The following is a 12,543-nucleotide window of genomic DNA, read 5'->3' as shown; positions in this document are numbered from 1 at the left end:
GGCTTTGGCTTGGGTTTGGGCTTGGCCGCCAGTTCGTCGACCACCGGCGGTGGTGGCGGCTGGACCACCGGCGGTGCCGGGGCTGGGGGCGGTGGTTCGACCACAGGCGGTGCCGGCGCAGCGAACTCGATGGTCATCGGCGGTACCTGCGGTGGCACCACCGGCAGCTCGGGTGTTGGTGCCTGGCTCACCCAGTACGCTGCAGCGCCATGCAGGGCCAGCACTAGCAGGCCCAACACCAGCTTGTCGCGGCGCTTGAGCCCGCTGACGGGCGTGCGTTGCAGGCGCAGCTGGCCAAGCGGGAGGCGAAGCGTGCGTCCAAGGTCGACCAGGTCGCCCGGGGCTGGGCGCCATGGCTGGTCGTAGGCCCTGACGGCCGACTGGACATTACCCATTGATCAAACTCCTGGGGTCTCGATTCAGGTGTGTGGCTGAATCATCGGGGGCAGGGGCTTATCTCTTAAAGTAATGTTTAAAATTATCGTTATAACTTTAATGAATATGTTTTTTGAGGGATTGTGGCGAAGCCGCGGAATTCGCGGCCTGTGGCTTTAGGGCCTTAAGACGATGCATTGCGGGCATGCAAAATATTCGTGCACGGCATGAGATTGCCGCGAGGGCTGCGCCCTCGATCGCGACGCAAGGCCGCTCCCACATGGACCGCGCAAGCCCAGGCATTACGCGATCCCCTGTAGGAGCGGCCTTGTGTCGCGATGGGCTGCAAAGCAGCCCCGGCAATCCATCAGGCATAAAAAAGCCCGGGACCAACCCCGGGCTTTTTCATCATCAAAGGCGACTCAGATATCCGCCACCTTCTGCCAAACCTTCGGCCGGAAGAACAATGTCTCTCCCCGCGCCAACCCGGTCAGGCTGTCATGGTCCTTGACCACCTCGGCCTCGATCAGCTCGCTCTGCCCTTCCACCTTCAAGGTCACCCGCGTGGTCGCGCCCAACGGCCGGATGTCCCGCACCTCGGCCGCATGGTGCCCTTCGGTCTCATGCCGCGACAGCGACACTTCGTGCGGGCGGAACAGCACATGATGCCCTTCGCTCAGGGCAAGACGGTTGGAATCACCTAGGAAGTGATAGACGAAATCGTTGGCCGGGTGCTCGTACACCTCGCCCGGCGAGCCGATCTGCTCGATCACGCCCTTGTTCATCACCACGATGCGGTCAGCCACCTCCATGGCCTCTTCCTGGTCGTGGGTAACGAACACCGATGTCAGGTTGATGTCCTCGTGCAAGCGCGCCAGCCAGCGGCGCAGTTCCTTGCGCACTTTGGCATCCAGTGCACCGAAAGGCTCGTCCAGCAGCAGCACCTTGGGCTCCACCGCAAGCGCACGGGCCAGGGCGATACGCTGGCGCTGGCCGCCGGACAACTGCTCGGGGTAGCGGTCGGACAACCAGTCCAGCTGCACCATGTTCAGCAGCTCATGCACCTTCTCGGCAATCTTGCTCTCGCTCGGGCGCTCGCCCTTGGGCTTCATGCGCAGGCCGAAAGCGACGTTGTCGAACACGCTCATGTGGCGGAACAACGCGTAGTGCTGGAACACGAAACCGACGTTGCGGTCGCGCACGTCATGGCCGGAAACGTCTTCGCCATGGAACACGATATTGCCTTGGTCCGGGGTTTCCAGGCCGGCAATGATGCGCAGCAACGTGGTCTTGCCGCAGCCGGACGGGCCAAGCAGGGCCACCAGCTCGCCGCTGTTGATGTCCAGGTTGATGTTGTCCAGGGCCTGGAAGCTGTTGAAGCGCTTGCTGACGTTACGAACTTCGATCGACATGAATCATTCCTCCGCGGCGCTGTGGCGCAGGCGGTTAATACGGTTCTCGCTCCACTGCTTGAGCAGCAGGATGAAGAGCGCCAGGATCAGCAGCAGGCTGGCCACGCTGAAGGCCGCCACGTGGTTGTACTCGTTGTAGAGGATCTCCACGTGCAGCGGCAAGGTGTTGGTCACGCCGCGAATGTGGCCAGACACCACCGACACCGCGCCAAACTCGCCCATGGCCCGCGCGGTGCACAGCACCACGCCGTAGATCAGGCCCCATTTGATGTTCGGCAGGGTCACGTGCCAGAACATCTGCCAGCCATTGGCGCCGAGCAGGCGCGCGGCCTCCTCTTCCTGCGTGCCCTGCTCCTGCATCAGCGGGATCAGCTCACGGGCCACGAACGGTACGGTGACGAATATGGTGGCCAGGACGATGCCCGGCAGGGCGAACACGATCTGGATATCGTGGTCCTGCAGCCACGGCCCGAACAGGCCTTGCGCGCCGAACATCAGCACGTAGACCAGGCCGGCGATCACCGGCGACACCGAGAACGGCAGGTCGATCAGGGTGACCAGGATACTCTTGCCACGGAAGGTGTACTTGCTCACGCACCAGGCGGCGCTGACGCCGAACACCAAGTTCAGCGGCACCGAAATGACCACGGCGAGCAGGGTCAGCTTCAGCGCCGACAACGCGTCAGGCTCGAAGATCGCCTCGAAGAAGGTGCCAAAGCCATTCTTCAGCGCCTGCGATACCACGATCACCAGTGGCAGCAGCAGGAACAGCGCGAACACCAGCCAGCCAAGGCCGATCAGGATACGCCGCGAAGTGGCACTGCCCCGGCGGGCGGCGTTGGCGGCGGCGGTTGCATTCAGGGATGAACTGGACATGCCGGCCTCCTTCAAGGGGTTTCGATGCGGCGCTGCAGCAGGTTGATCAGCAGCAGCAGGATGAAGGAAACCACCAGCATCAGCACGCCGATGGCGGTCGCGCCGGTGTAGTCGTACTGGTCGAGCTTGACCATGATCAACAGTGGCAGGATCTCGGTCTTCATCGGCATGTTGCCGGCAATGAAGATCACCGAACCATACTCGCCCACGCCACGGGCGAAGGCCAGGGCAAAGCCTGTCAGCCAGGCAGGCAGCAGCGCTGGCGCCAGCACGTGGCGGAACACCTGCAGCGGCTTGGCCCCCAGGCAGGCGGCGGCCTCTTCCACTTCACGCGGGATATCGGCCAGTACCGGCTGCACCGTGCGCACCACGAAGGGCAGGGTGACGAAGGTCAGCGCCAGGGTAATGCCCAGCGGGGTGTAGGCGATCTTGAAGCCCAGGTCGGTGGCGAACTGGCCGACCCAGCCCGAGGGCGCGTACAGGGCGGTCAGGGCGATACCGGCTACGGCCGTGGGCAGGGCGAACGGCAGGTCGATCATCGCATCGATGATCTTGCGCCCGGGGAAGGTGTAGCGCACCAGCACCCAGGCCAGCAGGGTGCCGATCACACCGTTGATGATGGCGGCGAACAGAGCGGTGCCGAAACTCAGCTTGAGCGCGGCGATCACCCGCGGCGCACTGATGACGTTCCAGAACTGCTCCCAGGTCAGCTGCGCGGCATGCACGAACATGGCGGCCAGCGGTATCAGCACGATCAGGCTGAGGTACACCAAGGTGTAGCCCAGCGTCAGCCCGAAGCCGGGTATGACGGGGGAAATGCGGCGTGACATAAATATCCCTGGTTGAACGCACGAAACCCGGGACATATCCCGGGCCGGTGCTAGCTTCTGAATCCTGGGGCTGCTGCGCAGCCCCGCTTTTCCTTGGCGTTTACTGTGCCTGATAGATCTGGTCGAACACACCGCCATCGTTGAAGAATTTAGGTTGTGCAGTTTTCCAGCCACCGAAGTCCTTGTCGATGGTTACCAGTTCCAGTTTCGGGAACTGCTTGCCAAACTCGGCAGCGACCTTCGCGTCACGAGGGCGGTAGAAATTCTCGGCGGCAATCTTCTGCCCGGCCGGGCTGTACAGGTGCTTGAGGTATTCGCCGGCAATCTCGGTATTGCCCTTCTTCTCGGCGTTCTTGTCCACAACGGCCACCGGCGGCTCGGCGAGGATCGACAGCGACGGCACGACGATTTCGAACTTGTCGGCACCACCGTCTTCCTTCAGCGCCAGGAAGGCTTCGTTTTCCCAGGCCAGCAGCACATCGCCCTGGCCGTTGTTGACGAAGGTGATGGTCGAGCCACGGGCGCCGGTATCCAGCACTGGTACGTGCTTGAACAGCTCCTGCACGTATGCTTTGGCCTTGTCTTCGCTACCCCCGGTTTTCAGGCCGTAGGCCCAGGCAGCCAGGAAGTTCCAACGGGCGCCACCGGAGGTTTTCGGGTTGGGGGTGATGACCGATACGTCCTTCTTGATCAGGTCGCCCCAGTCCTTGATGCCTTTCGGGTTGCCCTTGCGTACCAGGAACACGATGGTCGAGGTGTACGGGGTGCTGGCATCCGGCAGGCGGGTCTGCCAGTTGTCCGGCAGGGTCTTGCCGAGCTTGGCGACTTCATCGATGTCGCCGGCCAGGGCCAGGGTCACCACATCGGCACGCAGGCCGTCGATCACCGCACGAGCCTGCTTGCCCGAACCACCGTGGGATTGCTGGATCTTCACCTTGTCGCCCGGGTGGGCCTGCTGCCAGTGCTTGATGAACTCGGCGTTGTACTGCTGGTACAGCTCGCGGGTCGGGTCGTAGGACACGTTCAGCAGTTCGTAGTCCTTGGCGATGGCGGAACCGGCAAAAACAGCACTGGCCAGGGCGGCGAGCGCATAACGGCGGATGGACATGGTGAAGCTCCCGATTGGCATTTTTCTAGTTTTGGATGGGTGGTGCGATCAGCCGGTCTTGTTGCCGGGCTGCTGCAGGCGGAACTTCTCCTTGCGCTCGATCTGCACGACCTGAGCGTTGTGCACGGTGATCTCCACCGCACCGAATCGCAGGTCGCGCAGGGCGCTCTGGATTTCACGCAGAATGGTGGCTTCGTCCTGACCGTCGATGCTACGCAGAGATGCACTCATGCTCGTTCTCCTTGGAGTGAGGGTGCCGGGCTGAGGTTTGAAGGGGATTTGCGCCTGGCTTGAGGGCAATAGTAGTGAGGCGGGGTTATTCTTAAAAATACTGTTTAAGAATGTTTATATAACCAAATAAAAAGACCAATTTGAAGGCGACAGAAGGCCCTGTGGGAGCGGGTTCACCCGCGAATGCGGCGGTGGCTCCACCATCGCATTCGCGGGTAAACCCGCTCCCACAGGGTCCGTACCAGGGCTTCAGTTGTGTTTCTGCGGCTCGCGGATCTTGTACCAGGCCACATACAACGCCGGCAGGAACAGCAGCGTCAGCAGGGTCGCCACGATGATCCCGCCAATCATGGCGTATGCCATCGGCCCCCAGAACACCTCGCGGGCAATCGGGATCATGCCCAGACTCGCCGCAGCCGCGGTCAGCAGAATCGGCCGGCGCCGGTGGTTGGTGGCCTCCACCACCGCATCCCACGGCGAGTAGCCCTGGGCTTCGAACTCGTCGATCTGGGTCACCAGGATCACCGAGTTACGAATGATGATGCCCGCCAGCGCGAGAATGCCGAGAATCGCCACGAAGCCCATGGGCGTACCTGTGGGCACCAGCGCAATGATCACGCCAATCAACCCCAGCGGCGCCACGCTGACCACCAGGAACAGCTTCTGCACGCTGTGCAGCTGGATCATCAGGAACGTCGCCATCAGGAACAGCATCAGCGGGATGACCTTGCGGATCGGTCCCTGCGCCTTGGCGCTCTCCTCCACCGTACCACCGGTGGCCACTTCGAAGCCCACCGGCAACTTGCTGGCGAACTCGTCGATCTTCGGCTTCAGCTGGGCCACCAGGTCGGTGGGCTGGATGTCGCCGTTGACCGAGGCCTTGATGGTGATGGTCGGCTTGCGGTCACGCCGCCACACCAGCGGCTGCTCCAGCTCGTAGCGCACGGTGGCGAAAGCCAGCAGCGGGATCGAGGTGCCGTTGGGCGTCAGGATCTGCAGGTTCTGCAGAGTGTCGGGCGAACCACGCTCGCTGTCCTCGGCACGGGCGACCACGTCGACCAGATAGATGTTGTCGTTGACCTGGGTGATCTGCACACCGCTGACGATGCTGTTCATCACATTGGCCACATCCTCCGACGACAGGCCCAGCTGGCGCGCCTTGTCCTGGGCGATTTCCACGCGCAGCACCTTACCCGGCTCGTTCCAGTCGTAGATCATCTCGCCGATGTGCTCGTTCTGGTCAAGCAAGGTGGCCAGTTCGATGGCGTGCTTGCGTACCTCGTCGATATTGGCACCGCTGACCCGATACTGGATGGGTCGGCCCACTGGCGGGCCCATTTCCAGCGATTGCACGTTGGTGCCGACGCCAACGAACTCTTCATGCAGGATCTTCTGCAGGCGGTCCATCATGGCCTGGCGTTCCTCGAAGCCCTTGCTGACAATCACCAGCTGCGCGTAGTACGGGTTCTGCAACTGCTGGTCGAGGGGCAGGTAGAAGCGGATCGCGCCCTGGCCGATATAGGTGCTCCAGTGCACCAGGTCCGGGTCGTCCTTGATCCGCGCCTCGAAGCGGTCGACCACCTTGCGCGTTTCCTCGATCGAGGCGTTCTGCGGCAAGTTGAGGTCAACGAGGATTTCCGGCCGGTCCGAGGACGGGAAGAACTGGTTCTGCACGAAGCGCTCGCAGAAGATCGCCAGGGCGAACAGCACCACGGTGCCGATGATGGTCAGCCAGCGGTTGCGCATGCACCACAGCAAACCATGCTCGAAGGCCCGGCCGACACGGCCCGGCTCGGCTTCATGGGCCTTGAGCTTGGCGCTGCTGAGAATGTGCACACCAAGCACCGGGGCGAAGAACACCGCCACCACCCACGACACCATCAGCGCCACGGCAATTACCGCAAACAGGGTGTAGGTGTACTCACCCGCAGAACTGGCGTTGAGGCCGATCGGCACGAAGCCGGCCACCGTCACCAGGGTGCCGGTGAGCATGGGGAAGGCTGTGGAGGTATAGGCAAAAGTCGCCGCCTGTTCCTTGCTTTCGCCCATTTCCAGCCGGGTGACCATTACCTCCACGGTGATCATCGCATCGTCCACCAACAGGCCCAGGGCGATGATCAGCGCCCCCAGCGAAATCCGCTGCATGGTGATACCGCTGTATTCCATGAACACGAACACCATGGCCAGCACCAGCGGGATCGAGCAGGCCACCACCAGCCCGGCACGTACGCCGAGGCTGACGAAGCTCACCGCCAGCACGATCACCACCGCCTCGAACAGCGCACTGGTGAAGCCGCCGACAGCTTGCTTGACCACCACGGCCTGGTCGGAAACGGTATGCACCCCGACGCCCACGGGCAGGTCTTCGACCACCTGATCCATGCGCTTTTTCAGCGCTGCACCGAACACCTGGATATTGCCGCCAGCCTTCATGCCGATGGCCAGGCCCAACGCCGTCTGGCCGTTGTAGCGGAACATCGGTGAAGGGGGATCGACGTAGCCGCGCTCGATATCGGCGATGTCGGCCAGGCGGAAGAAGCGGTCGTTGATCTTCAGGTTGACGGTTTGCAGGTCCTTTTCCGAGGTGAACTGCCCGGAGGTACGCACCGAGATACGTTCCGGCCCTGCCTCGATCACGCCGGCAGGGGTCACGGCGTTTTGCGATTGCAGGGCCTGCATGACCTGGCGCTGGTCGATGCCCAGGGCTGCCAGCTTGCGGGTGGAGAAGTTCAGGTACAGCACTTCGTCCTGGGTACCGATCAGCTCGATCTTGCCGATGTTGGGCACATCACGCACCTCGGCCCGCGCCTGCTCCACATAGTCGCGCAGCTGGCGCAGGGTCAGGCCGTCGGCGGTGAAGGCATAGATGGAACCGAACACATCGCCGAACTCATCATTGAACCCGGGCCCCTGGATACCCGCAGGGAATTCACCGCGAATGTCCTGGATCTTCTTGCGCACCTGGTACCAGATGTCCGGGATGTCCTTGGCCTTGGTGGTGTCGCGCAGGTACACGTAGACCGTGGATTCGCCGGGGCGGGTGTAGCTTTTGGTGTAGTCGAGGGAATCGAGTTCCTCGAGCTTCTTCTCGATGCGGTCGGTGACCTGGTACAGGGTTTCGTCCTGGGTCGCGCCGGGCCAGCGGGTCTGGATGACCATCGTCTTGATGGTGAACGACGGGTCTTCCTCGCGGCCCAGGTTGAAGTAGGAGAAGATCCCCATCAGCAGGCCAACGAACATCAGGTACCAGACGAACGATTGATGCTTGAGTGCCCAGTCGGACAGGTTGAAGCTTCCTTTCATTGCGCATCCTCGTCGAAGGTGACCTTCTGGCCAGGCTTGAGGCTGTTCACGCCTGCAGTCACCACCCGCTCGCCAGGCTGCACGCCCGAGGTCAGGACAATGCTGTCGGCGGTGCGACCGATCAGGGCCACGTCACGAGTAGCCACGGTCTTCTGCTGCGTATCGATCACCCATACCTGGGTCTTGCCGTCGCGCTCGAGCAAAGCACTCAAGGGCAGTTCGCTGCGCGGCGATACCTCCGAACTCAGGGTCACGCTGATGGCGGTGCCAAGGTGGAAGGCCGCCGGGGTGCTGGCCAGGGTCAGGCGCGCGCGGCGGGTACGAGTGGTGGCGTCCGCCTGGGGTTCCAGTTCCCGCAGGCTGGCGGTGGTGTTGATGGTCGGGTCCAACTGCGAAGCAACGGTGAAGGTCAGGCCTTTGCTCAACTGCTCGGCCAGGCCTATCGGCAGGTCGATTACCGCTTCTTTCACATCCGGCCTGGCCAGGGTTACCACGGCCTGGCCGGCGGTGACGGTTTGCCCGGCTTCGGCCTGCCAGGCAGTGATTACCGCCGCGTGGTCGGTGCGCAGGGTGCTGTAGTCGAGCTGATCACGGGCCTGGCTGACGGCCGAGCGCGCCTGCTCCAGTGCCGCGCTGGTGGTTTTCAGGTTGGTCTGGGCGATATCCAGCTGGGCCTGGGCGCCTACGCCACGGTCGTACAGCTGTTGCTGGCGGCGGGCATCGGCCTGGGCGTTGATCCACTGCGCCTGCACCTTGGCCAGGTCGCCTTCGGCGGCACGCAGCTGGTTCTGCTGGTCGGTCGGGTCGAGGGTGGCCAGGGTGTCACCCGGCTTCACCTGAGCGCCCACATCCAGCCAGCGTCGGGCAATACGCCCGGAAACCCGGAAGCCCAGTGTGCTTTCGAAGCGTGCCTGGATACTGCCGGCAAAGCGGCCCAGCTGCGACTGCACCTGGGGTTCGACCTTGACTGACAATACCGGCCGGATCGGCTCTGGTGCCTCGTCCTCGCTATTGCAACCGGCCAGCAGCACACCGGCCGACAGCATCAGCAGCAGGCGCTTCATAGCTCACCCCCTTGGGCCCTGGCGTCGACTTTCTGCACCTGCATGCCGGGGTGCAGCAACTGCCCGCCATTGACCACCACGGTCTCGCCACCCTTCAGGCCACTGGCGACCACGATCCTGCCGGTGAGATAGCGGCTGACTTCGACCTTGCGCAGTTCTACCTTGTCGCCCTCGCCCACTACCCAGACGGCAGGTTCGTGCAGAGCCTTGGTCAGCGCCGACCATGGCAGCTCGACGCTAGGCCGGCCCTGGGCGTTGGTGGTGGCGGTGACCGGCGCGCCCAGTTGCATCCCGGGCGGCACATTCTTGAGCCCTACCTTGACCTGCACTGTGCCGCTTTGCTCCGACACGGTCGGGGTGATTTCGCGTACGAAGCCATGGGCCTGAACCTTGGGGTCGTCGAGCAGGCTGACGATCACCCCGGCATCGCTGGGCGGTGCCACCAGCAGCGATTCGTAGACGTTGAATACCGCGTCACGGTCGCCATCGGTGGCCAGGCTGAAGATCGGCATGGTCGCCTGCACCACTTGGCCGACCTCGGCCTGGCGCTCGGTGATCACACCATCGGCTTCGGATACCAGTGCGGTGTAGCTCAACTGCTCGTTGGCGTTGGCCAGTTGCGCCTGGGCCGCCTTGAGGGCGCTCTGGTTGCTGCGCAGGGCGGCTTCGGCGGCGTCGTATTCGCTCTGGCTGGTGTAGCCCTTGGGCAGCAGTTTCTGCTGGCGGACGAAGGCCGCGCTGGTCTGGGTAACCCGCGCTTGCGCTGCGAACACCTCGGCCTTGGCCGAGTCGACGTTGTTCTGCAAGTCTTTCGGGTCCAGGCGTGCCAGCACCTGGTTGGCCTTGACGTGATCGCCGACATCGACGCTGCGCGAAATGATCTTGCCGCCCACACGGAACGACAGGTCGGTCTGCACCCGCGCCTGCACATCACCGGTCAGGGTGACCCTGGCGGCGAAGTCGGTCGGCTGTACCTGTTGCACGCCTACGCGTGGCAGTGTTTCGGTGGTTTCTTCCTTGCTACAGCCTGACAGCAGGGTACCCAGCCCCAGGCAAACGACCAACAGCGGACGCATCAACGTCATGCAGGCTCCTTGCTTGCGCGCAAATGATTCGTGGGATGCGACTGTCAGCGTAGTTCAGGGTTCGATAAACATCACTGACAAGAGTCAGTGAGCATTGAGGTGATGACCTCTTCGATGCCGAGCACGTGCGCAGAAGGTGCAGTTGAGGTTTGGGCAAGCCAGGGCTGCCTGACAGATTTGCCAGTTACCAGAAACCTCTCCAGACGGCATTCTTGGCGATGTTCACAGAGAGGTGGCATACATGGCTAGGGAGCAATCCTGCTCGGCGCATCAGCGCCATTTTGGCTATTCACCCTATGGCTATTCTGCGCGGACGATGCAAGACATTTCGCTGATCGGCTTCAACGGCGAGCCAAATGACTGGTCTGGGTTCTACCTCCTGGGCCAAGGTTACAGAGCCTACAGCACTTTACTCATGCGGTTCCTATCACCAGATACGTTAAGCCCATTCAATGCTGGAGGCATCAATGCCTATGCCTATTGCAAGGCAGATCCGATCAACTTTATTGATCCAACCGGAGAGATGCCCCAGAGACCTGTTGCCACCCATCGTAGGGTAACCTGGCCTGTTGCGAGCCTTTCCGAAAATTACTCGTTTCTGTACCCACGAAAAAAGCCCGATCCCCATTTCGTGCAGCAGCCTCGAAGTATCTTGAAAAAAACCAGTACCCTGCCGATCGAGATGCCACCTGAACCTCTGCGAAAGGAGTTTGAATTTGATCTTTCAGGCCTCGACAAGGACAAGCTGGAAACTGTGAGCAAGATGATTTCAAACGAGTTAAGAGAAAACAAATCAAAGATAAAGGCTCTGCGTGCCGATGACCCACAGATACAAGAATTCATAGCCCTCCGGAATTCTGGCCGACGAGTCAAGACAATGCTTAACGCAGAGGCGAAAGCTATAAGAAATGAAGAACAAGACAATACCGGCTAGTTTGAGCTCAAAAGCCTCTTCGAAGTCATATCTGCGAAGAGGCCTGTACAAGTCAGAGCTGAATAGAAGCCCGATTCAGCCCTAACTCAATGTCGTCGATCAAAGCTTTGGCAAAGCCACTGAGAATTCTCGCGGCACTGCCGGCCAGCCGGTCATTTTCCATTTCGGCTTCCGTCGTCAGGTGATTGATGCAGCCGAGCATTACGGAGAGTTCGGAAAAGGCGTAGTTGAAGGGGATATTGGCCTGGACGCGGAAGAGGTCCATGCAGGTTTCTTTACCGACGGTGCTGCTGTTTGTTGGGTGATTCGGGACGTGCGTCGTCATGGTTGGAATCCAATGTCGTTTATGGAACCGCCAGCTCATCTTTCTCACGGATAAGGGGTGGCAGCCGTACGTGGGGTGAGAAAACCGAGGACATTGAACCCGGCCAGACCGAAGCCTGCCCACGCAAGGCCGCCATGACAGGAAGCCTGTTCAACATCGAGCGGGTTCTCACACCCGGTCACCTTGCTTGGCGACCCAACGACGTTATCCCTGGGGCATTTCCCCTACAACAGAGCAGCTTCCACATGGCTCGTAGGATAATTCCCAAGCTGATTTGACTGAAGCACTTGGTTTGAGTTGATGAAAATTCGTACACCTTGCGGGCCTCTTCGCGGGTGAACCCGCTCCCACAGGGGGGAGCGCCAGATTTCAAGATGTGCACCATATCTGTGGGAGCGGGTTCACCCGCGAAAGGGCCGGTATTGCCACCAGAGTGTCTGCCATATTCAGAAACCATGATCCAAAAAGCACCTGCATCCCAGCCGCTACCTTTGAGAGCTCACCTGCTTTTCAAGGAAGAAAACAATGTCTCGGGCCCAATCCCATTTATTGCGCCGTGGCCGCTATTCACAGCATGGCAGGCTCTATCTGCTAACCACCGTCACCCACCAGCGCAAGCCACTGTTCCATGACTTTCAACATGCCCGATTGGTGATTCACCAATTGCGCCAGTCAGATGAGGAGCACGCCTGTCGGTCACTGGCTTGGGTATTGATGCCGGACCACCTGCATTGGCTGATTGAGCTGAAAGGTACGACGCTGGGGACCTTGATGCGCAGATTCAAATCCAGGTCCAGCCTGGTGTTGCATCGGGCAGGGGTTGAGCATGATCCGGTTTGGCAACCCGGGTATCAGGACCGGGCACTAAGAAGGGAAGAAAGCATGGTGCATTTCGCCAGATATATCGTTGCCAATCCGTTGCGGGCTGGCCTGGTCAAAAGTGTCAGGGACTATCCACATTGGGATGCAGTCTGGCTTTGAATCAGAGTTGAGGCATTCG

The 12,543-nt window shown here is 61.2% G+C and carries 10 protein-coding genes and 2 pseudogenes; 2 read left to right on the top strand and 10 right to left on the bottom strand.

Annotation, left to right across the window (positions count from 1 at the left end; translation table 11 throughout):
- The 9 genes and pseudogenes from J5M58_RS02555 to J5M58_RS02515 all read right to left on the bottom strand — a co-directional run.
- Positions 1-395: pseudogene (locus J5M58_RS02555) on the bottom strand (energy transducer TonB); the annotation flags it as partial.
- A 402-nt stretch (positions 396-797) separates the two neighbouring features.
- On the bottom strand, positions 798-1,787 hold the full coding sequence (locus J5M58_RS02550) for a sulfate/molybdate ABC transporter ATP-binding protein (protein ID WP_013974693.1): 990 nt from the start codon (positions 1,785-1,787) through the stop codon (positions 798-800).
- 3 nt (positions 1,788-1,790) lie between these two features.
- Positions 1,791-2,663 carry a sulfate ABC transporter permease subunit CysW gene (cysW, locus tag J5M58_RS02545; protein ID WP_025341027.1) on the bottom strand — a complete coding sequence of 291 codons (873 nt, stop codon included), beginning with the start codon at positions 2,661-2,663 and terminating at the stop codon, positions 1,791-1,793.
- A gap of 11 nt (positions 2,664-2,674) precedes the next feature.
- A complete protein-coding gene (cysT, locus tag J5M58_RS02540; RefSeq protein ID WP_046613605.1) occupies positions 2,675-3,493 on the bottom strand; it encodes a sulfate ABC transporter permease subunit CysT in 819 nt (272 codons plus the stop codon).
- 100 nt (positions 3,494-3,593) lie between these two features.
- On the bottom strand, positions 3,594-4,601 hold the full coding sequence (locus tag J5M58_RS02535) for a sulfate ABC transporter substrate-binding protein (RefSeq protein ID WP_112249794.1): 1,008 nt from the start codon (positions 4,599-4,601) through the stop codon (positions 3,594-3,596).
- A 48-nt stretch (positions 4,602-4,649) separates the two neighbouring features.
- The gene (gene oscA / locus J5M58_RS02530) at positions 4,650-4,832 is read right to left on the bottom strand and encodes a sulfur starvation response protein OscA (protein ID WP_003258557.1); all 183 of its coding nucleotides are present in this window, start codon (positions 4,830-4,832) and stop codon (positions 4,650-4,652) included.
- Between the two features lie 249 nt (positions 4,833-5,081).
- A complete protein-coding gene (locus tag J5M58_RS02525; protein ID WP_112249796.1) occupies positions 5,082-8,135 on the bottom strand; it encodes an efflux RND transporter permease subunit in 3,054 nt (1,017 codons plus the stop codon).
- Entirely contained in the window at positions 8,132-9,199 is a 1,068-nt protein-coding gene (locus J5M58_RS02520) for an efflux RND transporter periplasmic adaptor subunit (RefSeq protein ID WP_112249797.1), read from the bottom strand. Before J5M58_RS02520 ends, J5M58_RS02525 begins: the two co-directional genes overlap by 4 nt.
- Positions 9,196-10,284: an efflux RND transporter periplasmic adaptor subunit gene (locus tag J5M58_RS02515; RefSeq protein ID WP_112249799.1), complete on the bottom strand. Its 1,089-nt coding sequence runs from the start codon at positions 10,282-10,284 to the stop codon at positions 9,196-9,198. Before J5M58_RS02515 ends, J5M58_RS02520 begins: the two co-directional genes overlap by 4 nt.
- 241 nt (positions 10,285-10,525) lie before the next feature.
- On the opposite strand from J5M58_RS02515, the pseudogene J5M58_RS27815 reads away from it, so the two are divergent.
- A pseudogene (locus J5M58_RS27815) lies at positions 10,526-10,804 on the top strand (RHS repeat-associated core domain-containing protein); the annotation flags it as partial.
- Positions 10,805-11,270: 466 nt separating this feature from the next.
- On the opposite strand, the gene J5M58_RS02505 reads toward J5M58_RS27815, so the two are convergent.
- Positions 11,271-11,543 carry a DUF3077 domain-containing protein gene (locus J5M58_RS02505; protein ID WP_112249803.1) on the bottom strand — a complete coding sequence of 91 codons (273 nt, stop codon included), beginning with the start codon at positions 11,541-11,543 and terminating at the stop codon, positions 11,271-11,273.
- 525 nt (positions 11,544-12,068) lie between these two features.
- On the opposite strand from J5M58_RS02505, the gene J5M58_RS02500 reads away from it, so the two are divergent.
- The gene (locus J5M58_RS02500) at positions 12,069-12,524 is read left to right on the top strand and encodes a transposase (protein ID WP_112249805.1); all 456 of its coding nucleotides are present in this window, start codon (positions 12,069-12,071) and stop codon (positions 12,522-12,524) included.
- The last annotated feature ends 19 nt before the right edge of the window (positions 12,525-12,543 follow it).

This window comes from Pseudomonas sp. 32_A (assembly GCF_017490905.1).
In the GTDB taxonomy this organism is placed as follows: domain Bacteria; phylum Pseudomonadota; class Gammaproteobacteria; order Pseudomonadales; family Pseudomonadaceae; genus Aquipseudomonas; species Aquipseudomonas inefficax.
This window is presented reverse-complemented; position numbering and strand designations above follow the sequence as displayed.

Bases quoted from the DNA above. Each gene is read 5' to 3' on its own strand.
- J5M58_RS02500 (WP_112249805.1), top strand. From the start codon at position 12,069: ATGTCTCGGGCCCAATCCCATTTATTGCGCCGTGGCCGCTATTCACAG.
- J5M58_RS02535 (WP_112249794.1), bottom strand. From the start codon at position 4,601: ATGTCCATCCGCCGTTATGCGCTCGCCGCCCTGGCCAGTGCTGTTTTT.
- J5M58_RS02525 (WP_112249796.1), bottom strand. From the start codon at position 8,135: ATGAAAGGAAGCTTCAACCTGTCCGACTGGGCACTCAAGCATCAATCG.
- J5M58_RS02505 (WP_112249803.1), bottom strand. From the start codon at position 11,543: ATGACGACGCACGTCCCGAATCACCCAACAAACAGCAGCACCGTCGGT.
- cysT (WP_046613605.1), bottom strand. From the start codon at position 3,493: ATGTCACGCCGCATTTCCCCCGTCATACCCGGCTTCGGGCTGACGCTG.
- cysW (WP_025341027.1), bottom strand. From the start codon at position 2,663: ATGTCCAGTTCATCCCTGAATGCAACCGCCGCCGCCAACGCCGCCCGC.
- J5M58_RS02515 (WP_112249799.1), bottom strand. From the start codon at position 10,284: ATGACGTTGATGCGTCCGCTGTTGGTCGTTTGCCTGGGGCTGGGTACC.
- oscA (WP_003258557.1), bottom strand. From the start codon at position 4,832: ATGAGTGCATCTCTGCGTAGCATCGACGGTCAGGACGAAGCCACCATT.
- J5M58_RS02550 (WP_013974693.1), bottom strand. From the start codon at position 1,787: ATGTCGATCGAAGTTCGTAACGTCAGCAAGCGCTTCAACAGCTTCCAG.
- J5M58_RS02520 (WP_112249797.1), bottom strand. From the start codon at position 9,199: ATGAAGCGCCTGCTGCTGATGCTGTCGGCCGGTGTGCTGCTGGCCGGT.